This window comes from Allobrachymonas chironomi DSM 19884, from assembly GCF_000374625.1.
Classification (GTDB): Bacteria; Pseudomonadota; Gammaproteobacteria; order Burkholderiales; family Burkholderiaceae_C; genus Brachymonas; species Brachymonas chironomi.
Map to the genome: position 1 here is coordinate 450,666 of NZ_KB894765.1, position 22,562 is coordinate 473,227.

Annotated in this window: 20 protein-coding genes and 1 riboswitch; of the genes, 10 read left to right on the forward strand and 10 right to left on the reverse strand. The window is 63.9% G+C overall.

Annotation, left to right across the window (positions count from 1 at the left end; genetic code table 11):
• Nucleotides 1-296 precede the first annotated feature (296 nt).
• The 6 genes from tyrS to creD all read left to right on the forward strand — a co-directional run bounded on the left by tyrS (nt 297) and on the right by creD (nt 8,692).
• Complete coding sequence (gene tyrS / locus C513_RS0102170; RefSeq protein WP_425386757.1) at nt 297-1,487, forward strand: tyrosine--tRNA ligase; 1,191 nt, start codon at nt 297-299, stop codon at nt 1,485-1,487.
• A 133-nt stretch (nt 1,488-1,620) separates the two neighbouring features.
• Complete coding sequence (locus tag C513_RS0102175; protein ID WP_018714389.1) at nt 1,621-3,798, forward strand: PhoX family protein; 2,178 nt, start codon at nt 1,621-1,623, stop codon at nt 3,796-3,798.
• A gap of 183 nt (nt 3,799-3,981) precedes the next feature.
• Complete coding sequence (locus C513_RS0102180; RefSeq protein ID WP_018714390.1) at nt 3,982-4,893, forward strand: DUF808 domain-containing protein; 912 nt, start codon at nt 3,982-3,984, stop codon at nt 4,891-4,893.
• A 36-nt stretch (nt 4,894-4,929) separates the two neighbouring features.
• Entirely contained in the window at nt 4,930-5,637 is a 708-nt protein-coding gene (gene creB, locus C513_RS0102185) for a two-component system response regulator CreB (protein WP_018714391.1), read from the forward strand.
• Complete coding sequence (creC, locus tag C513_RS0102190) at nt 5,634-7,121, forward strand: two-component system sensor histidine kinase CreC (protein WP_018714392.1); 1,488 nt, start codon at nt 5,634-5,636, stop codon at nt 7,119-7,121. The genes creB and creC overlap by 4 nt, the downstream gene beginning before the upstream one ends.
• Before the next feature lie 89 nt (nt 7,122-7,210).
• The gene (creD, locus tag C513_RS0102195; protein ID WP_018714393.1) at nt 7,211-8,692 is read left to right on the forward strand and encodes a cell envelope integrity protein CreD; all 1,482 of its coding nucleotides are present in this window, start codon (nt 7,211-7,213) and stop codon (nt 8,690-8,692) included.
• A gap of 77 nt (nt 8,693-8,769) precedes the next feature.
• Here creD and metF read toward each other — a convergent pair whose 3' ends face one another.
• The 4 genes from metF to ahcY are packed head-to-tail and all read right to left on the reverse strand — an operon-like array spanning nt 8,770 to nt 12,145.
• Nucleotides 8,770-9,600 (reverse strand): methylenetetrahydrofolate reductase [NAD(P)H], encoded by an 831-nt coding sequence (gene metF, locus C513_RS0102200; RefSeq protein WP_018714394.1) that lies wholly within the window; start codon nt 9,598-9,600, stop codon nt 8,770-8,772.
• 36 nt (nt 9,601-9,636) lie between these two features.
• Complete coding sequence (locus C513_RS0102205; protein ID WP_018714395.1) at nt 9,637-10,395, reverse strand: TlyA family RNA methyltransferase; 759 nt, start codon at nt 10,393-10,395, stop codon at nt 9,637-9,639.
• On the reverse strand, nt 10,395-10,667 hold the full coding sequence (locus C513_RS0102210; RefSeq protein ID WP_018714396.1) for a hypothetical protein: 273 nt from the start codon (nt 10,665-10,667) through the stop codon (nt 10,395-10,397). The genes C513_RS0102205 and C513_RS0102210 overlap by 1 nt, the downstream gene beginning before the upstream one ends.
• A 41-nt stretch (nt 10,668-10,708) precedes the next feature.
• A complete protein-coding gene (gene ahcY / locus C513_RS0102215) occupies nt 10,709-12,145 on the reverse strand; it encodes an adenosylhomocysteinase (protein WP_018714397.1) in 1,437 nt (478 codons plus the stop codon).
• 74 nt (nt 12,146-12,219) lie between these two features.
• Nucleotides 12,220-12,298, reverse strand: a riboswitch (S-adenosyl-L-homocysteine riboswitch).
• Between the two features lie 195 nt (nt 12,299-12,493).
• Between ahcY and C513_RS0102220 the strand changes: the two genes are divergently transcribed.
• Both C513_RS0102220 and C513_RS0102225 read left to right on the forward strand, forming a co-directional pair.
• Nucleotides 12,494-12,817 (forward strand): DUF485 domain-containing protein, encoded by a 324-nt coding sequence (locus tag C513_RS0102220; RefSeq protein ID WP_018714398.1) that lies wholly within the window; start codon nt 12,494-12,496, stop codon nt 12,815-12,817.
• An 11-nt stretch (nt 12,818-12,828) separates the two neighbouring features.
• Complete coding sequence (locus tag C513_RS0102225; RefSeq protein ID WP_245552784.1) at nt 12,829-14,493, forward strand: cation acetate symporter; 1,665 nt, start codon at nt 12,829-12,831, stop codon at nt 14,491-14,493.
• 116 nt (nt 14,494-14,609) lie between these two features.
• Here the strand turns inward: C513_RS0102225 and C513_RS0102230 are convergent, their stop codons facing one another.
• Genes C513_RS0102230 through ruvA form a run of 3 tightly spaced genes read right to left on the reverse strand, consistent with a single transcriptional unit; the run spans nt 14,610 to nt 17,194 of the window.
• The gene (locus tag C513_RS0102230; RefSeq protein WP_018714400.1) at nt 14,610-15,488 is read right to left on the reverse strand and encodes a hypothetical protein; all 879 of its coding nucleotides are present in this window, start codon (nt 15,486-15,488) and stop codon (nt 14,610-14,612) included.
• A 17-nt stretch (nt 15,489-15,505) separates the two neighbouring features.
• Nucleotides 15,506-16,582, reverse strand: a complete 1,077-nt coding sequence (gene ruvB, locus C513_RS0102235; protein ID WP_018714401.1) for a Holliday junction branch migration DNA helicase RuvB — start codon at nt 16,580-16,582, stop codon at nt 15,506-15,508.
• A 33-nt stretch (nt 16,583-16,615) separates the two neighbouring features.
• Nucleotides 16,616-17,194: a Holliday junction branch migration protein RuvA gene (gene ruvA / locus C513_RS0102240; protein WP_018714402.1), complete on the reverse strand. Its 579-nt coding sequence runs from the start codon at nt 17,192-17,194 to the stop codon at nt 16,616-16,618.
• A 51-nt stretch (nt 17,195-17,245) separates the two neighbouring features.
• On the opposite strand from ruvA, the gene C513_RS12485 reads away from it, so the two are divergent.
• Both C513_RS12485 and ybeY read left to right on the forward strand, forming a co-directional pair.
• Nucleotides 17,246-18,202: a PhoH family protein gene (locus C513_RS12485; RefSeq protein ID WP_018714403.1), complete on the forward strand. Its 957-nt coding sequence runs from the start codon at nt 17,246-17,248 to the stop codon at nt 18,200-18,202.
• A complete protein-coding gene (ybeY, locus tag C513_RS0102250; RefSeq protein WP_018714404.1) occupies nt 18,199-18,690 on the forward strand; it encodes an rRNA maturation RNase YbeY in 492 nt (163 codons plus the stop codon). The genes C513_RS12485 and ybeY overlap by 4 nt, the downstream gene beginning before the upstream one ends.
• Before the next feature lie 22 nt (nt 18,691-18,712).
• Here ybeY and C513_RS0102255 read toward each other — a convergent pair whose 3' ends face one another.
• From C513_RS0102255 to C513_RS0102265, 3 genes are all read right to left on the reverse strand, one after another.
• Nucleotides 18,713-19,582 (reverse strand): EamA family transporter, encoded by an 870-nt coding sequence (locus C513_RS0102255; protein ID WP_156816016.1) that lies wholly within the window; start codon nt 19,580-19,582, stop codon nt 18,713-18,715.
• Between the two features lie 156 nt (nt 19,583-19,738).
• On the reverse strand, nt 19,739-21,034 hold the full coding sequence (locus tag C513_RS0102260) for an acetyl-CoA hydrolase/transferase family protein (RefSeq protein ID WP_018714406.1): 1,296 nt from the start codon (nt 21,032-21,034) through the stop codon (nt 19,739-19,741).
• Between the two features lie 157 nt (nt 21,035-21,191).
• The gene (locus tag C513_RS0102265) at nt 21,192-22,538 is read right to left on the reverse strand and encodes an acetyl-CoA hydrolase/transferase family protein (RefSeq protein WP_026320458.1); all 1,347 of its coding nucleotides are present in this window, start codon (nt 22,536-22,538) and stop codon (nt 21,192-21,194) included.
• Nucleotides 22,539-22,562 lie beyond the last annotated feature (24 nt).

Here is a 22,562-nt window from a genome sequence, read left to right on the forward strand (position 1 = left end):
TGCCCTGTCCCTGGACTGTGCCAAGAGACGTTGCCGCTGCCTGCCACTGGCGCCCATGGATAAAATGGTGACCAGTCTTGCCAAACGATCGTCCTGCCCCACACAGTTGTAGGAACAGGACGACATGATTGTCGGAGTATGACAGCATTTGCCTGTCACAACCCTGAATTTGCTGCAAGAGCACATAACAGATCAGGGGCTTATTCCCGCCCGGAACATCCTGGAAATTTTTTATGACCGTGAACAATTCCACCGAAAACAAGCAGTTGGAACCCAGTGATCAAGTAAAACATGCCATGCAGACCACGTTGCGGGGATGCGACGAGCTGATTCCGCAAGATGACTGGCTGAAGAAACTGATCCGCTCCGAGCAGACCGGCACGCCGTTGCGCATCAAGCTGGGCCTGGATCCGACCGCGCCCGACATCCACCTGGGCCACACCGTGGTGCTGAACAAGCTGCGCCAGCTGCAGGACCTGGGCCATACGGTCATCTTCCTGATCGGCGATTTCACCAGCCTGATTGGCGATCCGTCCGGCCGCAACAGCACGCGTCCGCCGCTCACCGCCGAACAGATCCGCTTCAACGCCGAGACCTATTACCAGCAGGCCAGCAAGGTGCTGGACCCGGCACGCACCGAAATCCGCTACAACAGCGAATGGTGCGACCAGCTGGGCGCACGCGGCATGATCCAGCTGGCGGCACGCTACACGGTGGCCCGCATGATGGAGCGCAACGATTTCCACGACCGCTTCCACGCCGGCAACTCGATCAGCGTGCACGAGTTCCTGTACCCGCTGATGCAGGGCTACGATTCGGTGGCGCTGAAATCCGACATGGAGCTGGGCGGTACCGACCAGAAGTTCAACCTGCTGATGGGCCGCCATTTGCAGGAAGAATACGGGCAGGAGCCGCAGTGCATTCTGACCATGCCGCTGCTGGAAGGCCTGGACGGCGTGGAGAAGATGTCCAAGTCCAAGCACAACTACATTGGCGTGACCGAAGAGGCCAACACCATGTTTGCCAAGGTGCTGTCCATCAGCGATACCCTGATGTGGCGCTGGTACACCCTGCTCTCCTTCCGTGGCGAAGCCGAAATTGCCGCCCTGCGCGCCGAGATCGAGGCCGGCCGCAACCCCAAGGATGCCAAGGTGGCTCTGGCGAAGGAAATCACCGCACGTTTTCACAGTGCCGCCGCTGCCGAGGCGGCCGAACAGGATTTCATCAACCGCAGCAAGGGCGGCATTCCGGACCAGATCGACGAGCGCAGTCTGCCGCTGGCCGAAGGGGGTGCCGCAGTCGGCATCGGTGCCCTGCTCAAGCAGGCCGGCCTGACCGCCTCGACCGGCGAGGCCAACCGCCTGATCGATGGTGGCGGCGTGCGCGTGGACAGCCAGGTGGTCAGCGACAAGGGCCTGAAACTGAGTGCCGGCACCTACGTGCTGCAGGTGGGCAAGCGCAAGTTCCTGCGCGTGACGCTGGGCTGAGACAGCGCACGGTGACATGCGCCACCGGCCATGTCACCCAATCTTCAAGCAGGGTTCACCGATCCGTCATTTGGCAGGGGCATGATCTGCCGGCAACGCATTTTTTCGCCCCCAACCCTCTTACGGAGTCCTCATGCAAGACAAGACCCCCTCTGTCATCTACGACGATAACGAAATCGTCAACCACAGCAGCAACGCCCATTTTTCCGACGTGCTGGCTGCCAACCTGAACCGCCGCAGCGTGCTGCGCGGCAGTGTGGCCACCTCCGCCGGCGTGCTGCTGGGCAGCGTCGGTCTGACGGCTTGCGGTGGTGACGATAACAATACCCCTTCCACCCCTTCCACCCCCTCCACCCCGCCCGCCAAGGAACTGAAGCTGAGCTTCAACTCGGTTCCTCATACCAATGCCGACCTGGTGACGATCGCCGACGGCTACGAAGTCAGCATCCTGCACGCACTGGGCGATCCGCTGCACTTTGGCGATACCTCCTGGGGCGACAAGGGCCTGGAAACAGCCGAGTCCTATCAGCGTCGTATCGGTGATGGCCATGACGGCATGTACTATTTCGGCCTGAGCGATGACGGCAAGTTCGATGCCGGCCGTTCCGACCGTGGCCTGCTGTGCGTGAACCACGAATACGTGGTGGCACCGTATGGCCTGCACGCCAACGGCCGCACCGTGACGGACGGCGTCCGCCCGGCTGACGAGGTGATCAAGGAAATCTACGCCCACGGTGCCAGCGTTTCCGAAGTCAAGCGTAACGGCGGCAATGCCATGGAAATGGTGCGCGGCTCCAAGTACAACCGCCGCATCCACTCCGAAACGCCGATGGTGTTTGGTGGCCCGGCTGCCGGCAACGCCAAGCTGGTCAACAAGCTGTCTGCCGATGGCAAGCAGGCTTTCGGCATGAACAACAACTGTGCCTGCGGCTACACGCCCTGGGGCACCTACCTGACCTGCGAAGAGAACTTCCTGAACGTGATCGGCCGTGCCGAAGGTGACGATGCCCAGCGCAGCGAAGCCGAAGTCGTCGCACTGAAGCGCTACGGCCTGCCCGCTGGTCGCAAGAACCCCTATCTGTGGGATAGCCCCGAAGGCGAGCGCTTCCAGCGCTGGAACAGCCGCGTGTCCGGCGCTGCAGCCAAGGACGACTACCGCAACATCTTCAACACCTTCGGCTGGGTCGTGGAAATCGATCCCTTCCGTCCGGACAGCACGCCGGTCAAGCGTACCTACCTGGGCCGCTTCAACCACGAAGGCGCCTGGCCGGCTCCGGCCAAGGCTGGCGAGCCGATCGTGATCTACTCCGGTGACGACGCCCGCAACGAATACGTGTTCAAGTTCGTGTCCGATGCCAAGTGGGATCCGGCTGACGTGAACGGCGGTTCTGCCGCTGGCGACAAGTACCTGAACAAGGGCAAGCTGTACGCGGCCAAGTTCAATGACGACGGCAGCGGCGAATGGCTGGAGCTGACCCACGGCAAGAATGGCATCGACGCCAGCAACCCCGTGTACCCCTTCGCCGACCAGGGTGACGTGGTGATGCACTGCCGTCTGGCAGCCGACTTCCGTGGCGCTACCAAGATGGACCGCCCGGAGTGGGGTGGCGTGAACCCTCTGAACAACGAGGTGTACATGGCCATGACCAACAACTCGCAGCGTACGGCTGAAAACCTGAACGCCGCCAACCCGCGCGTCAGCAACGCCAACGGCCAGATCGTGCGCTGGAAGGAAGAAGGCGGCCAGGCCGGCACCAAGTTCCAGTGGGACATCTATGTGTTCGGTTCTGCCACCATGCTGCCGGAAGGCCACAAGAACCGCAGCGAAAACCTGTCCGGCCTGACGGCTGCCAACGACTTCTCCAGCCCCGACGGCCTGTATTTCGATGGCCGCGCACAGGAACACGGCCTGCTGTGGATCCAGACCGACGATGGCGCCTACACCGACGTGACCAACTGCATGATGCTGGCTGCGATTCCGGGTGAAGTGGGTGACGGCACCAAGGTGACGACCAAGGAAGGCCAGCAGACCATCATGGGTGCCAAGCCGACCGAGGACAATATCCGCCGCTTCCTGGTCGGCCCGTTCGACTGCGAAATCACCGGCGTGGTGGTCACGCCCGACGGCAAGACGCTGTTCTTCAACGTGCAGCACCCGGGTGAGGACAAGGGCGACTTCGCCACCAACACCTTCACCAGCCACTGGCCGGGCAACCAGCCGGGCATCACCAGCCACCACAAGGGCCACAAGCGCCCGCGTTCTTCCACCGTGGTGGTGACGCGCACCGATGGCGGCGTGATCGCCCTGTAAGCCGCAAGGCCTGATCCCAGGCCTGCAGCACGCCTGTGTCCCTCGCGGACACAGGCGTTTTTTATCTCCGTTCGCCGGACCTATCGCACACTCCGGGCCAGGCAGGCGTGCCCGGCGGCCAGCACGAGCGCCGCAAAATCCCTACAATTTCGCAACAATCCGCATTTTTCCGAAAGGTTTCCCATGGCTACCAGCCTGCTCGTTCTGCTTGACGATATTGCCACCGTACTGGATGACGTCTCTGCCATGACCAAGGTCGCGGTCAAGAAAACCTCCGGCGTGCTGGGGGACGACCTGGCGCTCAACGCCCAGCAGGTCACCGGCGTCAAGGCCGATCGCGAACTGCCGGTCGTCTGGGCCGTGGCCAAGGGCTCTTTCGTCAACAAGGCGATCCTGGTGCCGCTGGCGCTGCTGATCAGTGCCTTTGCGCCCTGGCTGATCACGCCGCTGATGATGCTGGGCGGCCTGTTCCTGTGCTACGAGGGCGTGGAAAAACTGGCGCACAAGTTCCTGCAGGGCAAGGAAGCCACCGACGCCCATCACGAGGATGTGCTGGCGCAGAACCAGGCGGTGGATGTGGTGGCCGCCGAGAAGGAGAAAATCAAGGGCGCGGTCCGCACCGACTTCATCCTGTCGGCTGAAATCATCGTGCTGACGCTGGGTTCGGTGGCCGGTGCGTCGATGAGCACGCAGATTCTGGTGGTCGTCGCCATGGCGATCCTGATGACGATTGGCGTGTATGGCCTGGTGGCCGGCATCGTCAAGCTGGACGACGCCGGCCTGTACCTGAGCCAGAAATCCGGTGCCTTCAGCCAGTGGCTGGGCAACGCCCTGCTCAAGGGAACGCCCTGGCTGATGCGCGGCCTGTCCTTTTTCGGTACGCTGGCGATGTTCCTGGTGGGCGGCGGCATTCTGGCGCACGGCATCGGCCCGCTGGTCAGCTGGCTGCATGAAGTGTCGCTGGACTGGGGCGGTATGGTCGGCTCCATCACCGGCATGCTGGCCAACCTGGTCGTCGGCATCATCGCCGGTGCCATCGTGCTGATGGTCGTCACGCTGATCCAGAAGTTGCGCGGCAAGCAGCCGGCGCACTGAACCTGATCCGGCAGCAGGCTGTGGCACACTGCGCCCATGCACCCTGCTGACACCCTGCCCCTGCTGCTGGTCGAGGACGATCCGGCCATTGCCGACACCGTGGTGTATGCCTTTGCCCGCGAGGGCATGTCCATGACGCATTGCCTGCTGCTGCAGGATGCGCGCCAGCAGCTGGCGCATGCCCGTTTTGCCGCCCTGATCCTCGATATCGGCCTGCCCGATGGCAGCGGGCTGGATTTTTGCCGCAGCCTGCGCCAGGACGCCGCCACCGCCACCCTGCCGATTCTGCTGCTGAGCGCACGCAGTGACGAGCTGGACCGCGTACTGGGGCTGGAGCTGGGGGCCGATGACTACCTGACCAAGCCCTTCAGCCCGCGCGAGCTGGTCGCCCGCCTGCGCGCCCTGCTGCGTCGCAGCGCCATGCCCACCTCCGCACCGGTTGCCACCGCCCGGCTGCAGCACGATGCTGCCGGCCAGCGCATGCTGCTGCAGGGTAGCCCCCTGCCGCTGACGCGCATGGAATACGGGCTGCTGGCCTGCCTGCTGGAACACCAGGGCCGCATTCTGGCGCGAGACTACCTGCTGGACCGTGTCTGGGGGCTGCAGGCCGACAGCGCTGATCGCACCGTGGATACCCATGTGAAAACCCTGCGCGCCAAGCTGCGCGAGGCCGATCCGGCCCATGACTATATTGTCACGCACCGTGGCATGGGCTACAGCCTGACACTGCCGGCCACGCCATGAAGCGCACTTTCCGTATCGGTCTGGGACTGCGCCTGCTGTTCGGCTTTTTCCTGATCAACGGGCTGGCGGCGCTGTTCGTCCTGCAGATCTTCACGGCCGAAATCAAGCCCAGTGCACGTGAGGTGATGGAGGACACGCTGGTCGATACCGCCCATGTGCTGGCCGAGCTGGCGGCTGGCGACTTCGCGCCCGATGCCCCCGATGTGGCGGCCATCCAGGCCGGGGCCATCGCACCTGCGGCAACATTTGACCGGACACGCTTTGGCCGTGCCGTTGACGCCTATGTGCAGCGCCCGGTGCAGGCGCGCATCTGGGGGCTGCACAAGACCCGGGTGGACTACCGCATTTACGTGACCGATGCCCGTGGCATCGTGCTGTATGACTCCACGGGCCAGGACACGGGGCGCGACTTCTCGCAATGGCGCGATGTCTACCTGACCCTGCGTGGCCAGTACGGTGCCCGCACCACCCGCGACCAGCCGGACGATGAGGCCAGTTCGGTCATGCATGTGGCGGCGCCCATCTACCGGGGCCATGCCATCATCGGTGTGCTGACCGTGGCCAAGCCGAACCGCACGGTGCAGGGCTTTATCGATCGTGCCGAGCGCAAGATCATGGCCCAGGGATTGTGGCTGCTGGGCCTGTCGGCCCTGGTGGGGGTACTGGTGACGCTGTGGCTGGTCTGGCATGTGCGCAAGCTGCAGCGCTACGCCAACAGCGTGCAGGCCGGTGCCACGCCTGCCCCGCCCATTCCCGAAGTGCCTGGCGAACTCGGCGAGCTGGCGCATGCCATGGATGCCATGCGCCAGCGTCTGGAAGGACACGCATATGTCGAGCAGTATGTGCGCACCCTGACGCACGAGCTGAAAAGCCCGATCGCCGTGGTGCGCAGCGCCGCCGAACTGCTGGAGGACGACCTGCCCGACGCCGACCGCCAGCGCTTTGCCGGCCAGATCGGCCAGCAGGCAGAGCGCATGCAGCGCCTGGTGGACCGGCTGCTGCAGCTCAACCAGCTCGAACAGCTGCAGGCCCTGCCGCAGCCCGCACCTGCCAGCCTGGCCGATTGCGCACGCCGTGCCATCGCGCTGCAGCAGGATGCCGCCAGCCTGCGGCAGATCCGGCTGGAGCTGCTGGTGCAGGACAGCGCCACGCTGCAACTGGATCAGGAGCTGGTGGTGCTGGCCTGCTCCAACCTGCTGGCCAACGCCATCGACTTTGCCCCTGCCGGCAGCAGCGTGCAGCTGATCGCCACGGCAGATACGCTGGTGGTGCAGGACAGTGGGCCGGGCGTGCCCGATTACGCCCTGCCGCGTCTGGGCGAACGCTTTTTCACCACGCAGCGTCCGGATGGCCGCCGCAGTGGCAGCGGCCTGGGTCTGGCGATCGTGCAGCAGGTGATGCTGCTGCATCAGGGACGGGTACGGTTTACCCAGCGCAGCCCCGGCCTGCAGGTGACGCTGGAGTTCCGGCCGCAGGAACACTAGCGCCGACTTCACCTCCGCTTCACCGACTTCATGCTGCTCCCGCAGGGACTGGTCATACTGCAGACGATCATCCACTACCGGACTTTGCCATGCGTACCCCCGTTACCAAACTGTTGGCCCTGGGCCTGATCCTGCTGGTGCTGCTGAGCATGCTGTTCAGCATCCGCCAAGTGCTGGAAGACCGCCAGTCCTACCGCGATGCCGCCGTGCAGCGTGTGGTACAGGGCACGGCCGGCCCGCAGAGCGTGATCGGCCCGCTGCTGGTGCAGCAATGCACCCAAAGCTGGACCGAGCGTGGTGCAGACGGCAGCACCAGCAGCATGCGCAAGCAGCTGCGCAGCACCCTGTCGCCTGCCTCCCTGCGCATCAACGGCGCCGAAGTCACGGTCAACCAGTTGCAATCGGGCATTTTCCCGGTCAACACCTTTACCCTGAAAAGCCGCATCGAGGCCCGTTTCGAGGCCAATTCGCTGCGTCCGGATGCCCATCTGCCGAAAGGCGGCAGCATGCAGTGCACCACGCCGGTGTTGATGCTGGCCGTGGGCGACACGCGTGGCATCCGCCACAGCACCATCCAGATCAATGGCCAGACGCTGGAAGCCGCGCCCGGCACCACGCTGTCCCAGGCTCCGCAGGGCATCCACACCTCACTCCAGCCCTTGGTCCAGGGCCAGGACCAGCTGCCCGAAATGCAGGTCCATATCGATCTGGAACTGGTCGGCACCAGCAGTCTGGCGATTGTTCCGATGGGGGACGATACGCAGCTGCAGCTCGCCAGCAACTGGCCGCATCCGGGCTTTGGCGGCGCCTTCCTGCCCGCCACGCGTGAGGTGCGTGACGACGGCTTCGTGGCCAGCTGGCAGGTATCGCACCTGGCCACCAGCGCGGTGGCCGATTTCCATGCCGGCACACCGATCTGCCACGCTAGCACCGACCTCCTGCCGGACTCTCAGACGCATGCCACCAGCGCAGCCGAAGCCGCCACCGCCGTCGTGGACGGCGTGGAAATCGCCAACGACGGTCCGCGCAAGAGCTGTCTGGACAGCTTCCAGGTACGCTTCGTGAACCCGGTTGACCCCTACACCCTGGCCGACCGTGCCAGCAAGTACGGGTTGCTGTTCATCGTGCTGACCTTTGTTGCCGTAGGCATGTTCGAGGTGCTGCGCCAGTTGCGCGTGCACCCGGTGCAATATCTGCTGGTGGGCAGTGCGCTGGCGGTGTTCTTCCTGCTGCTGACCGGCCTGGGCGAGCACTACGCATTCAGCCTGGCCTATCTGGTGGCCGCCACGGCCTGCGTGCTGCTGCTGGGCTTCTACGCCAGCCACATCCTGCACGGCTGGAGGCGTGGTGTGCCGTTCGCCATCGGCATCGCCCTGCTGTACGGCCTGCTCTATCTGCTGCTGCAGTTGCAGGACAACGCCCTGCTCGCCGGCTCGATCGCGCTGTTCGTGGTGCTGGCGCTGGTGATGGTGGCCACGCGCAAGGTGGACTGGTATGCGCTGATGACCCCGGGCCGCAAGCCACAGTCCGATGCGGCAGCAGCCGAGCCTCCGCCAGCCCCTGCCGACTGAGTCGGTCTACCCGAAACGCAACAGGCCGATCCCGTGACGGGATCGGCCTGTCTGCATGCGTGCCCGGCGGCAGCCGCTCAGGCGCCGATGGCCTTGCACAGCTCGGTGGTCGGGCCAGCCTGGTTCATGGTGTAGAAATGCAGCGAAGGCGCGCCGCCTTCCAGCAGGCGCTCGCACAGATCGGCCACCACTTCGTGACCGAAGGCCTTGATGCTGGCCACATCGTCACCGTAGGACTGCAGGCGCAGACGGATCCAGCGCGGGATTTCGGCCCCGCAGGCATCCGAGAAGCGGATCAGCTGGCTGCTGCTGGTGATCGGCATGATGCCGGGCACGATGGGCACGCTCACTCCCAGCGTGGCGGCCTCGTCCACCAGGCGGAAGTAGGCATCGGCATTGAAGAAATACTGCGTGATGACGCCATTGGCACCGGCATCGACCTTGGCCTTGAGGGCGCGCAGGTCCGCCTCCGGGCTGCGCGCCTGCGGATGGATTTCGGGATAGCCGGCCACCTCGATATGGAAATAATCCCCGGTTTCGACACGGATAAAGCTGACCAGATCGCTGGCGTGCATGAACTCGCCGCCCAGGCCGTGGCCGCTGGGCAGATCGCCACGCAGCGCCACCAGGCGCTTCACGCCCATCTGGCGCAGCGTGTCCAGCTGCTCGCGCACGCTGGCCTGCGTGGCGCCGACGCAGGAAAAATGGCTGGCCGCCGGCACGTTTTCCTGCAGGATCTCCTGCACGGTATCGAACGTACCCTTTTGCGTGGAACCGCCGGCCCCGTAGGTGACCGAGCAGAACTCGGGCTGCAGGCTGTACAGCTTCTGGCGCGCCAGACGCAGTTTCTCGGCCCCTTCCGGGGTCTTGGGCGGGAAAAATTCAAAACTCAGGGATGGCGCAGTCATGGCGTCAGTCCTTTTTCAAAAAATCGGTTGTTTGTATCAGCTGCCGGCCTTGCGGCCATGCAGAAAGAATTCGCGGTTGCCATCGCCACCGGCAATCGGGCTGTCCAGCCAGTGCAGCACCTCCAGCTGCAGCCCGGCGCAACATTGACGCAGGCGATGCTCCACCTCGGCGTAATGGGCCGGATCGCGCACGATACCGCCCTTGCCGATCTGCGCCGGCTGCAGCTCGAACTGCGGCTTGACCAGCATCAGCACCCGGCCACCCGGCTTCAGCCAGGGCAGCACAGCGGGCAGCACCAGCGTCTGCGAAATAAAGGACAGGTCGCCTGCCAGCAGATCAAAGCCGTCCTGCCCGTCCAGTGCCGCCGCCACGGCGGCGGCATCACGCGCGTTGAGCTGTTCGTGCGCGCTCACGCGGGCATCGGCACGCAGGCGCGGATGCAACTGGCCCTGGCCCACGTCCAGTCCCGTGACCTGCGCCGCACCGTGCTGCAACAGGCAATCGGTAAAACCGCCGGTAGACTGGCCCACATCCAGGCAACGCAGACCGGTCACATCCAGACCGATGGCCTGCAGCGCTCCTTCCAGCTTGAGCCCGCCACGCGACACATAGCGCGTCTCGGCCGCATCCTGCAATTGCAGTTCGGCCTGCACCGGCAGCTCCTCGCCGTTCTTGCGCACCGGCTGCCAGGCTGCTCCCGGCAGGCGCCACTGCACACCAGCCGCAATCAGGCGCTGGGCCTGGCTGCGACTGCCGGCGAGCTGGCGTTCTAGCAGCAACTGGTCGGCGCGCATCAGGCCTCGCCCTCTTCGTGCAGGTGGTTGGCCAGATCAATGGCGGCACCAATGGCACGGATCGCATGCGGGTTGTTCTTCCAGCAGGAGGACGCCATCAGGTCGGCAATCTGCGCCACGATTTCCACTGGATCGGCACCCACCAGCGCCGCCAGCGGCGCATGGCCCGTCTGCTCCAGCCGCAGCAGCACCGCCGGCCCGACCCCTTTCAGGGCCAGCAGGCGTGCGCGCTCGGCATCGGGAAACACGGCGGGACCCAGGGCTTGGGACATGGCAGCAGCTTCAGGCAGTCAGGGCAGCAATGGCCGTGCCATCAATAGCGGTAGGTATCCGGCTTGTACGGACCCTGCTTCGGCACGCCGATATAGGCCGCCTGCTCGTCGCTCAGTTCGGTCAGCGTCACGCCCAGCTTGCGCAGCTGCAGGCGCGCTACCTTCTCGTCCAGGTGCTTGGGCAGCACATAGACCTTGCCCACGTCATAGCCTTCGGGGTGGCAGAACAGCTCCATCTGCGCGATGGTCTGGTTGGCAAAGCTGCTGCTCATCACATAGCTGGGGTGGCCGGTGGCGCAACCCAGGTTGACCAGACGGCCCTTGGCCAGCAGGATGATGCGCTTGCCGTCCGGGAAGATCACGTGATCGACCTGCGGCTTGATCTCTTCCCACTGGCACTTCTCCTCCAGTGCCGCCACCTGAATCTCGTTGTCAAAGTGGCCGATGTTGCAGACGATGGCCTGGTCCTTCATGGCGGCCATGTGCTCGTAGCGGATCACGTCCTTGTTGCCGGTGGTGGTAACGAAGATGTCGGCCAGCGGCGCAGCTTCTTCCATGGTGACCACGCGGTAGCCTTCCATGGCGGCCTGCAGGGCGCAGATCGGGTCGATCTCGGTGACCCAGACCTGGGCGCTCAGGGCGCGCAGGGCCTGGGCGCTGCCCTTGCCCACGTCGCCGTAGCCGCAGACCACGGCCACCTTGCCGGCAATCATCACATCGGTGGCGCGCTTGATGCCATCCACCAGCGATTCGCGGCAGCCGTACAGGTTGTCGAACTTGCTCTTGGTGACACTGTCGTTGACGTTGATGGCGCGGAACATCAGTGTGCCCTTGACGGACATTTCCTTCAGGCGGTGCACGCCGGTGGTGGTTTCCTCGGTCACGCCCAGAATTTCGGCGCTCTTGCGGCTGTACCAGGTGCCGTCTTCGGCCAGCTTGGCCTTGATGGCGGCAAACAGGATGCGCTCTTCCTCGCTGCCGGGGTTGGCCAGCACGGACGGATCGGTTTCGGCCTGCTTGCCCAGATGCATCAGCAACGTGGCATCGCCACCGTCATCCAGAATCATGTTGGGGCCTTCGCCGGCGCTGCCCTTGGGGCCGAAGTCGAAGATGCGGTGGGTGTAGTCCCAATAGTCTTCCAGCGATTCGCCCTTGATGGCGAACACCGGCGTACCGCCGGCGGCAATCGCGGCCGCAGCGTGGTCCTGGGTGGAGAAGATGTTGCAGGAAGCCCAGCGCACGTCGGCACCCAGCGCCTGCAGCGTCTCGATCAGCACCGCGGTCTGGATCGTCATGTGCAGGCTGCCGGTGATGCGCGCGCCCTTGAGCGGCTGCGCGGCGGCGTATTCCTCGCGGATCGCCATCAGGCCGGGCATTTCGGTTTCGGCAATGGCGATCTCCTTGCGACCCCAGGCGGCCAGGGAGATGTCGGCAATGGCGCTGTCAGCGGGCGCCACGGGATGGTGTTGTGCGTTCATGTGGTTTTGCTCCAAAGGATGTTCGGAAAAAACCAGTGACGGGAGGGGAAATAACATACTCACCGCACCGGATCAGGGGGTGAGCGTCGTTGCAAGAATTGCCCAAGCCTCACGCCATGCTGAATCGATGGCGCTGCAACGCTCCTTGGGATGGCCGCCATTATAGGGTTTTTCACTCCCGGTGTCGAATGCATTTGCTTACAAGTGTTTTCAATACGGGAAAACCCGAGCTGTGTCCCTCATCCGACATAGTGGCTTTTTTCTTGCATTTGCATGGGGTTAGCACGTCAATGCCGCCTATACTCGCGGCGGACGACAAAACCTTTATGTAACCAAGGAGAAACCCCGATGAGTAGTGACGTCTATCAGCGGATCAAGGCCAATCCCAAATTCCACGAGCTGGTTGCCAAGCGCAGCCGCTTTGCCTGGACCCTGGCCATTGTCACACTGGTCCTGTTTTATGGATTCGTGCTGACGGTCGCCTTCAAGCCCGAACTGCTGGGCAAGTTCGTGAGCCCCGGCTCCTCCATGCTCACCGTGGGCGTACTGGTCGAACTGCTCATGTTCATCCTGTTCTGGATTCTGACGGCCGTGTACGTGCGCCGTGCCAATACCGAATTCGATGCCCTGAACCAGCAAATCATCAACGATGCCGTCAAGGGAGGCAAATAATGACGCTCCGCATGCGTAACCTTCTGGCCGGTCTGGCCCTGGCCGGAACTGCCGGCCTGGCCCTGGCCGCCGGCCCCGATATCGGCGGCGCCACCAAGCAGCCCACCAACTGGCATGCCATCGTCATGTTCCTGTTGTTCGTCTGCCTGACCATGGGCATCACCTACTGGGCGGCCCGCCGCACCAAGTCGGCTTCCGACTTCTACACCGCCGGCGGCGGCATCACCGGCTTCCAGAACGGTCTGGCGATTGCCGGCGACTACATGTCGGCCGCCACGTTGCTGGGTCTGACCGCCATGGTGTTCACCTCCGGCTACGATGGCTACATCTACATGATGGCCTTCTTTGCCGGCTGGCCCATCATCCTGTTCCTGATGGCTGAGCGCCTGCGCAACCTGGGCCGCTTCACCTTCTCCGACATCACCGCCTATCGCCTCGACCAGGGCAAGGTGCGTACCATGGCGGCCGTGTCTTCGCTGACCGTGGTGTGCTTCTACCTGATCGCGCAGATGGTGGGTGCCGGCCAGCTGATCAAGCTGCTGTTCGGCCTGGACTACAACATCGCGATTTTCGTGGTGGGTATCCTGATGATGGTCTACGTGACCTTTGGCGGCATGGTCGCCACCACCTGGGTGCAGATCATCAAGGCCTGCATGCTGCTGGCCGGTGGTACGCTGGTGATGCTGTTGGCCTTCAGCCAGTTCGGCTTCTCCTACGACAAGATGGTCGAAAGCGCCATGAACGTGCACAAGCTGAAGGACAAGCTGGTCTACCCCGGCAGCCTGCTGGCTGACCCGGTCACCGCCATCTCCCTGGGCCTGGGCCTGATGTTCGGTACGGCTGGCCTGCCCCACATCCTGATGCGCTTCTTCACCGTGACTGACGCCAAGGAAGCCCGCAAGTCGGTGCTGTATGCCTCCGGTTTCGTGGCCTACTTCTTCAACGTGATCTTCATCATGGGTCTGTCGGCGATCATCATCGTGGGCCAGAACCCCGAGTTCTTCGAAGGCGGTGACCTGGCCGGCAAGCTGGTGGGTGGCGGCAACATGGTTGCCATGCACCTGTCCAAGGCGGTGGGCGGCAACATGCTGCTGGGCTTCCTGGCGGCCGTGGCCTTCGCCACCATCCTGGCGGTGGTGTCCGGTCTGGCCCTGGCTGGCGCATCGGCCATCTCGCACGACCTGTACGCCCGCGTGATCATGAAGGGCAAGGTTTCCGAAGAGAAGGAAATCCGCGTCTCCAAGTACGCCACCGTGGTGCTGGGCCTGGTCGCCATCGTGCTGGGCATTCTGTTCGAGAACCAGAACGTGGCCTTCATGGTGGGTCTGGCCTTCGGCGTGGCGGCTGCTGCCAACTTCCCGGTGCTGATCCTGTCCATGTACTGGAAGGGCCTGACCACGCGCGGCGCGCTGTGGGGCGGCTACGGCGGCCTGATCTCTGCCGTGATCTTCGTGGTGCTGTCCAAGTCGGTGTGGGTGGACGTGCTGCACAACGCAGCCCCGCTGTTCCCGTACACCCAGCCGGCCCTGTTCGCCATGCCGGTGGCCTTCCTGCTGGCCTACATCTTCTCCAAGACGGATGGCAGCGTGAAGGGCAAGAAGGAAATCGAAGCCTTCGACGACCAGTACGTGCGTGCACAAACCGGTTTCGGTGCGGCTGCGGCTTCCAACCACTGATCGCCTGATCCCGCCTTGCGGCACATGCCGCAAGGCCTGAAACGGCAAAGCCCCTGCATGGCCACATGCAGGGGCTTTTTGCTGCCGCTGGCCGCTCAGATCCGGCGGCGCACCGGCTACGGACTGCCGGCCTGCTCGCCCTCTTCCGTGTCACCAATCCAGGGCTGACGGCCAACAGCCGTGGCCGGCAGCTGGATGGGAGGTGCCAGCGGGGCGATCTGCGGCAGGGAGTCCGGCTGCTCCTGCTGCTGCGCTGCGCCCGCGTGCATGAAGGGCTGGCAGGCTTCACGGATACTTTCCCGCTCGCTGCCAGCCAGCGGGGTGCTGCGCTTGTTGAAGCGCTCGCCCTGCAGCACCAGATCCTGCTGGTCCCGCTGCAGTTGCAGATCCAGCAGAGGGCGATGCGCCACATGGTCATAGCTCAGGAACGGCGTACCCTTGTTGGTCAGCGGATAGCCCTGCACCTGGTAGCTGTCCGGCTGGTTCGGCAGGCGATAGCCCACCCACAGCTGCCGCGCCTGTCGGGGCAGGGACAGGCTGTAGGTAGAAGAAAACACATGCTGCGCAGGACTGAACACCGGACGCAACTGATCAGGGGAAAAACCGATGACCACATCCTGCGCATAGGACAGGCGGCGACCGTCCAGCACCAGCGTCCGCGGGCGCAGCGCATCCGCATCCAGCAGCCCCTCGGGCGGGCGCTGGAACAGAGGCAATACCGGGCGTTGATGCGTATCGCGCACTTCCTGCAGCGACAGACTCTGGCCATCCGGTGCCATCTGCCAGCGGCCACCCGCCAGCAGATCCAGACTGCCTCCCATGAAAGCCAGGCAAAACGTCTGGTCTTCGAGCAGATACAGCTCGCTGACCGTATCGACCGTACTGTGGCGGTAGGCTCCGGCCAGATCGGCCGGGGCCGGCGCCTGCGCCATGGCCCCGGAACTGGCCAGGGCCAGTGTTACCGCCCAGGGCCGCCAATGTGTGAATGCCAGCATGCCTGTCTCCTTTGTGTTCATGGGGTATCGTCAAACAGACCCTGCTTGCCCTGCGACGGCGTCACGCCCAGATGGCGGTACGCCGCCATGGTGGCAATGCGGCCGCGTGGCGTGCGTTGCAGAAAGCCCTGCTGGATCAGATAGGGTTCGATCACGTCCTCGATGGTGTCGCTTTCCTCGCCGATGCTGGCGGCGATGTTGTCCAGCCCCACCGGGCCGCCATCAAAGCGGTGCACCACGGCCTCCAGCAGCTTGCGGTCCATCAGGTCGAAGCCCTGCGGATCCACATCCAGCATGGACAAGGCGCCCTGTGCCATCTGCAGCGTGATGCGGCCATCGCCCTTGACATCGGCATAGTCGCGCACCCGGCGCAACAGGCGGTTGGCAATGCGCGGCGTGCCCCGGCTGCGACGGGCGATTTCGAAAGCGCCATCTTCGTCAATCGGTGCTCCCAGCAGGCCGGCGCTGCGGCGCACGATGCGCGTCAGCTCTTCGGCGGTATAGAACTCCAGCCGCGAGACAATGCCGAAGCGGTCACGCAACGGGTTGGTCAGCATGCCGGCACGCGTGGTGGCTCCGACCAGCGTGAAGGGCTGCAGGTCCAGCTTGATGGAGCGTGCCGCCGGACCTTCGCCAATCATGATGTCGATCTGGTAATCCTCCAGCGCCGGATACAGGATTTCCTCGACCACCGGTGTCAGGCGGTGGATTTCGTCGATGAACAGCACATCGTTGGGCTCCAGATTGGTCAGCAGTGCGGCCAGATCCTTGGGCTTTTCCAGTACCGGCCCGCTGGTCTGGTGCAGGCTCACGCCCAGCTCGTGCGCAATGATGTGCGACAGCGTGGTCTTGCCCAGCCCGGGCGGGCCGAACAGCAACACGTGATCGAGTGCCTCGCCACGCTTGCGCGCTGCGCCGATGAAAATCTCCAGTTGCTCGCGTGCCTTTTCCTGGCCCACGTATTCGTCCAGCAGCTTGGGCCGCAGCGCCCGCTCCTGCACCTCCTCGCCCGGAGTGGTGGGAGCAGCCGACACCATGCGGCGGGCAGGCTGCGGTGCGGGATTGGAACTCAGGTTGTCTGTCAGTATCGCCATGGCAGGATTATCCGGTCAGTCGCCGTTGTACGTTCAGGCCAGCGCCTTCAGCGCCAGCTTGATGCCCTCGCTCACGCCGACATCGGCCGGCAGCTTCTTCACTGCAGCGGCGGCTTCGCGTTCACTGTAGCCCAGGGCCACCAGCGCCTGCAGGATGTCGTGCTGCTGCTCGTTCTGCGCCACGGCAGTTCCCGCTACCAGCGGCAGGTCGGCCCCGATCTTGCCCTTGAGCTCCAGCAGCAGGCGCTCGGCGGTCTTCTTGCCAATGCCCGGCACCTTGAGCAGGCGGGCGCTTTCCTGCTGCGACACGGCCTGCGCCAGATCGGCCACATTCATGCCGGACAGGATGGACAGCGCGGTGCGCGCACCGACTCCGGTGATGCGCAGCAGCTGGCGAAACACGCTGCGCTCCTCGGCGGTGGCAAAACCGTAGAGCAGCTGGGCATCCTCGCGCACGACAAAGTGCGTCAGCAGGGTCACCGGCTGGCCAACCGCCGGCAAATGGTAGAAGGTGCTCATCGGCACATCGACCTCGTAGCCGACACCGTGACAGTCCACCAGCACCTGCGGGGGAGTTTTTTCCAGAAGCGTGCCATTCAGCCTGCCGATCATGGGGTATCCTTCTTTTGCATAACGTGTAAAACTTTTCCCCTGATTATCCGCGTGATCCTCCGACATTCCTTTACCCCGCCCAATAACACCCGGCTGGCACACCTGTGCGGCCCGCTGGATGAACACCTGCGCACCATCGAGCGCGCGCTGGATGTCAAGATCGCGCACCGCCACGAACAGTTCAAGGTCGATGGCCACAAGGCCAAGGCCGAGCGTGCCATGGAAATCCTGCAGGCCCTGTACGAGCAGGCCGCGCGCCCGATCACGCCGGCCATGGTGCAGCTGATGCTGGTCGGTGATCCGTCCGAGCTCGGTTCACTCGAAGACACCCAGCTGACCACGCGCCGCACCGACCTGCGCGCCCGCACCAGCAACCAGGGCGTCTACCTGCAGTCCATCGCCGCCAATGACATCACCTTCGGCATCGGCCCGGCCGGTACCGGCAAGACCTATCTGGCCGTCGCCTGCGCCGTGGACGCGCTGGAGCGCGGCAATGTGCAGCGCATCATCCTGACGCGCCCGGCGGTAGAGGCCGGTGAGCGCCTGGGCTTTCTGCCCGGCGACATGATCCAGAAGGTCGATCCCTATCTGCGTCCGCTGTACGATGCGCTGCACGAGCTGATGGGCTACGAACGCGTGCAGAAGGCCTTCGAGCGCAATGCACTGGAAGTCGCCCCGCTGGCCTTCATGCGTGGCCGCACGCTCAACAACGCCTTCGTCATCCTCGACGAGGCGCAGAACACCACGCCCGAGCAGATGAAAATGTTCCTGACCCGCATCGGCTTTGGCAGCAAGGCAGTGGTCAATGGCGACATCAGCCAGATCGACCTGCCGCGTGGCCAGACCAGCGGCCTGATCGAGGCCGAACGCATCCTGCGCCGGGTGCAGGGCATTGCCCATGTGCACTTCACCTCGGCCGACGTGGTGCGCCACCCGCTGGTGGCGCGCATTGTCGATGCCTACGATGCCGCCAGCACCACCACCCGCCGCGACAAGGATCCCGCATGAGCCGCACCCTGCCCCCGCTGAGCCTGTCACTGCAGTTTGGCGATTTTGACGATGCCGCCCTCAAGCAGCGCCACCGCGCCGGGCTCACGCGCCACCGTGTGCAGCGCAGCCTGCGCCACGCCCTGGCCGCTGACGTGGAACAGGCCGAAATCACGGTGCGCATCGTGGACAGCGCCGAAGGCCAGGCGCTGAACCAGAGCTATCGCCAGAAGGATTACGCCACCAATGTGCTGACCTTTGCCTACTCCGAGGCACCCTTCGTGGCCGCCGATCTGGTGCTGTGCGCCCCGGTGGTGGAACGCGAAGCGGCCGAACTGGGCAAGCCGCTGGCCGAACACTACACGCACCTGCTGGTACACGGCGCCCTGCACGCCCAGGGCTGGGACCACGAAACCAGCGACGAGGACGCCGATGCCATGGAGGCGGAGGAAATCCGCATCCTGCACGGCCTGGGGCTGGACAACCCCTATCAGCCGATCCCGGACTGAGACCGGCCACTGCCCGCCGCCGTCAGCGCGGCATCAGCGCCACGATCGCGCCCAGTGCCAGCAGCACGCCCAGCAGGTTGAGCCGGCTCAGGCGCTCGCGAAACAGCAGCGCCCCGACCAGCGTACCCAGCACGATCACGCCCATGTTCATGGCCGAGAATACCAGCGAGGGGTTGCCCGGCAGGCTCTGGTGCGCGCGGATATAGGTGTAGATATTGGCAAAATTGAGCGCCCCCAGCAGTACGCCGGTCAGCAGGTGCGAGCGTTTCCAGCGCGCACGCACGAGCAGCAGGTACAGCAGCATCAGCACACCGGCCAGCACGAACACCACCAGCAACCCGCCCGAAAACGCCGCGCCGGCCAGCGCCATCTGCTTGAACAGGATATCGATCACGCCATAACCCAGCAGCACCACCAACGGCCACAGCCAGCTGCTGCCATGGCTACCGTGGTAGTAACTGCCTGCCGCCGGTGCCGGCTTGCGCAGCAGGCACAACAGTGCGGCCATGGCCAGCCCGATACCCAGCAGCTTCTGGCTGGTCAGCACCTCGCCAAACAGCACAAACGCCAGCAGCAGCGGAATCACCAGCGACAGCCGCTGCGCCGCATCGGTACGCACGATGCCGGCCTCCGTCACCGAACGCGCCAGCGCCAGGAAGATGGTGGGCAGCAGCACGGCCAGTGCCAGAAAGAACAGCAGTGGCTCACCGGTCGACAGCAGCCTTTCCATGTCGGGCCGCAACAACCCCCAGCACAACAGCGAAGCCACGATGTAGTTGGCAAAAATTGCCTGCCGCGCATCCAGCCCACGCGTGCGCCCGGCCTTGAGCAAGGCGCCCACCGATACGCTGCATGTCACGCTGGCGGCCAGATAGGCCAGACCGGTTCCCAGTGACATCCCATTCCTCCCTCTGTCTGTTACAAGACATTATCGTGACAAATGGCTGCGCCAACCCGGGCCGGACGGCATCGGCAACAAAAAAGCAGGTGACCCCGGAGAGCCCCCTGCCTGACAGGTCTGCCAGCGCCAAAGACGGCGCGGCGCAGCTTACAGCAGCTTCATCTTCTTCGCGTCTTCGGTCAGCTGGTCGCGGAACTTGGGATGCGCGATGGCGATCAGCGCCTTCGTGCGTTCCTTGGCGCTCTTGCCGCGCAGCTGGGCCACGCCGTACTCGGTCACCACGTAGTTGATGTCGTTCTTGCTGGTCGTGACATGGGTGCCGGCGGTCAGCGTCGGCACGATGCGGGAGATGGTGTCATCCTTGGCCGTGGACGGCGTGACGATGAAGGCCTTGCCGCCTCTGGAGCGGTTGGCGGCACGCACGAAGTCGGCCTGGCCACCGGTACCGGAATAGGCGCGCGCACCCTGCGACTCGGAGCCGCACTGGCCGATGAAATCGATCTGCATGGTGCCGTTGATGGCGATCAGGTTGTCGTTCTGGCCGGCCAGGTAGGGATCGTTGGTGAACTCCACCGGGTGCATTTCCAGCATCGGGTTGCGATCCATGAACTGGTATAGCTTCTTCGAGCCCAGGGCAAAGGTGGCCACCATCTTGCCCGGCATGTAGTTCTTGCGGCGGTTGGTCACGCTGCCGGCCTCGACCAGCGTCATGATGCCGTCGCCGATCATCTCGGTGTGGATGCCCAGGTCACGCTTGTCGGTCAGCTGCATCACCACCGCGTCCGGGATCGCGCCGTAGCCGATCTGCAGCGTGTCGCCATCGTTGATCATGTCGGCCACGTACTTGCCGATCGCCTGTTGTACCGGGCCGATCTTGGGCAGGCCGACTTCCAGGATCGGGGTGTCATCCTCGACCAGGGCCGTCACCTGGGAAATGTGGATCTGGTTGTTGCCGAAGGCATAGGGCACGTTCGGGTTGACTTCCAGCACGATGGCGCGCGCCTTCCTGATCGCGGCCATGGTGTAGTCGGGGCCCAGGCTCAGGGAGAAATAGCCGTGGGCATCCATCGGCGACACCAGCGCGAACACCACATCGGCGGGCATCAGGCCGCGCCCGATCAGGTCGGGCATTTCGGAGAAATAGCTGGGAATATAGTCACCCCAGCCTTCGTCCACGCACGTGCGCGAGGTGGCGCTGAGGAAGTACGGCATGGGACGGATGTGCTGCACGGTTTCGGGATCGAAATAGCCGAACTTGCGCACCGACAGGATCTGGGAAACCTTGACATCCTGGAAGCTGCGGCGCTGTTCGGACAGGGCCGACAACAGGGCCGGCGGCTCGCCCACACCGGTTGGCACCACAATCGTGTCTCCATTTTGCACGACACCCACGGCATCGGCTGCCGACAGGCGTTTCTCTTGGTACTGCATCTGGAATGACATTCTGGCTCCTCATGTTTCTTGTGTACTGGACAAGCAATTATCCTACTATGCAAATTGCGCCGGACTGGCCATCCCGCCCGGTCAAATCGGCCACGCAGGCACAAAAAAGCCACGTGGCCCCGGCAGGGGCACACGTGGCTGCCGGATGGCAGTCGCCTCAGGCGAGCTTGTTGGAACGGCGCCAGATGCCCATGGCCTCGGCATCCTTGATCAGCTGCTCACGGAATTCCGGATGGGCGATATTGATCAGGGCCTCGGCACGCTCCCAGGTCGACTTGCCCTTCATCTGGGCGTAACCGTACTCGGTCACCACATAATGCACCAGCGAGCGCGGGCAGGTCACGATGGATCCGGGCGATAGCGTCGGCACAATGCGCGACGCCAGCGAACCGTCCTTCTGCTTGTAGGTAGAGCTGATGCAGATCAGGCCCTTGCCGCCTTCGGAGTTGAAGGCACCCAGGATGAAGTCGAGCTGGCCGCCAGTGCCGGAAATCTGGCGCGTGCCGGACGACTCGCTGGACACCTGCGAGAACAGGTCCACCTCGATCGCATTGTTGATGGCCATGACCTTGGGGTTGCGGCCGATGACACAGGGATCGTTGGTGTAATCTACCGGATAGATGGCCGCCGCCGGGTTGTTGTCCAGGAAGTCATACAGCTTCTGCGTTCCCATGGCAAAGGTGTAGACCATCTTGCCCTTGTCGATGCCCTTGTGGCGACCGGTGATGCGGCCGGCCTCGTACATGTCCACATAGGAGTCGGCCAGCATTTCAGTATGCACGCCCAGATCCTTGAGGTCACTCTGGGCGATCAGGGCACCCACGGTATTGGGCAGCGCACCAATACCCAGCTGGATCGTGGCACCGTCTTCGAGCAGCTCCATCACGTAATTGGCAATGCTGCGGTCTGCATCGCTGGCCTGGGTTTCCGGCAGCTGGACCAGCGCCGTATTCGGCCCCTCGATCACCATGTCGACTTCCGAAATGTGGATACCTTCACTCAGGCCGCCGAGGCAACGCGGCGTGCTGGTATTCACTTCCACCACGACCTTGCCCGCCTTGCGCAGGTAGTCAGGCGTCATGGAGCAGCTGGTGGAAAAGTTGAAGAATCCGTGGGCATCCATGGGCGTGACCTGGGCCACGGCCACATCAGGGGCCTCGTACAGGCGCACCGCCTTCGGGCCCTGATGGTAGGAGAACGGAATATAGCTGGCCAGGCCTTTTTCAGCGCATTTGCGGGCCAGACCGGAAAAGTGCCAGTCATTCCAGATGAACGATTCCCGGGCGGGATCGGCCTCGACGCACTTCAGCGGCTTGACGCGGGTAGTCGTCACCAGAATCACGTCGCGCAGCGCATTCTTGCGCAATGCCAGTGCGGCATCAAATGCCTCGATGTTCTGGACAAACTCGCCCATGAAAACCTTGTCTCCCGATTTCACTACGGCAGCAGCGGTTTCGGCCGACACCAGTTTCTGCTGATAAAGACTATTGGTACTCACACTCATCGTTCTCACCTCCTCGTTTTCGTT

Bases quoted from the DNA above. Each gene is read 5' to 3' on its own strand.
- C513_RS0102205 (WP_018714395.1), bottom strand. From the start codon at position 10,395: ATGCGCGCCGACCAGTTGCTGCTAGAACGCCAGCTCGCCGGCAGTCGC.
- ruvA (WP_018714402.1), bottom strand. From the start codon at position 17,194: ATGATCGGCAGGCTGAATGGCACGCTTCTGGAAAAAACTCCCCCGCAG.
- ahcY (WP_018714397.1), bottom strand. From the start codon at position 12,145: ATGAACGCACAACACCATCCCGTGGCGCCCGCTGACAGCGCCATTGCC.
- C513_RS0102175 (WP_018714389.1), top strand. From the start codon at position 1,621: ATGCAAGACAAGACCCCCTCTGTCATCTACGACGATAACGAAATCGTC.
- C513_RS0102210 (WP_018714396.1), bottom strand. From the start codon at position 10,667: ATGTCCCAAGCCCTGGGTCCCGCCGTGTTTCCCGATGCCGAGCGCGCA.
- C513_RS0102265 (WP_026320458.1), bottom strand. From the start codon at position 22,538: ATGAGTGTGAGTACCAATAGTCTTTATCAGCAGAAACTGGTGTCGGCC.
- C513_RS0102220 (WP_018714398.1), top strand. From the start codon at position 12,494: ATGAGTAGTGACGTCTATCAGCGGATCAAGGCCAATCCCAAATTCCAC.
- C513_RS0102180 (WP_018714390.1), top strand. From the start codon at position 3,982: ATGGCTACCAGCCTGCTCGTTCTGCTTGACGATATTGCCACCGTACTG.
- C513_RS0102225 (WP_245552784.1), top strand. From the start codon at position 12,829: ATGCGTAACCTTCTGGCCGGTCTGGCCCTGGCCGGAACTGCCGGCCTG.
- C513_RS0102230 (WP_018714400.1), bottom strand. From the start codon at position 15,488: ATGCTGGCATTCACACATTGGCGGCCCTGGGCGGTAACACTGGCCCTG.
- creD (WP_018714393.1), top strand. From the start codon at position 7,211: ATGCGTACCCCCGTTACCAAACTGTTGGCCCTGGGCCTGATCCTGCTG.
- ybeY (WP_018714404.1), top strand. From the start codon at position 18,199: ATGAGCCGCACCCTGCCCCCGCTGAGCCTGTCACTGCAGTTTGGCGAT.
- ruvB (WP_018714401.1), bottom strand. From the start codon at position 16,582: ATGGCGATACTGACAGACAACCTGAGTTCCAATCCCGCACCGCAGCCT.
- metF (WP_018714394.1), bottom strand. From the start codon at position 9,600: ATGACTGCGCCATCCCTGAGTTTTGAATTTTTCCCGCCCAAGACCCCG.
- creC (WP_018714392.1), top strand. From the start codon at position 5,634: ATGAAGCGCACTTTCCGTATCGGTCTGGGACTGCGCCTGCTGTTCGGC.
- tyrS (WP_425386757.1), top strand. From the start codon at position 297: ATGCAGACCACGTTGCGGGGATGCGACGAGCTGATTCCGCAAGATGAC.
- creB (WP_018714391.1), top strand. From the start codon at position 4,930: ATGCACCCTGCTGACACCCTGCCCCTGCTGCTGGTCGAGGACGATCCG.
- C513_RS0102260 (WP_018714406.1), bottom strand. From the start codon at position 21,034: ATGTCATTCCAGATGCAGTACCAAGAGAAACGCCTGTCGGCAGCCGAT.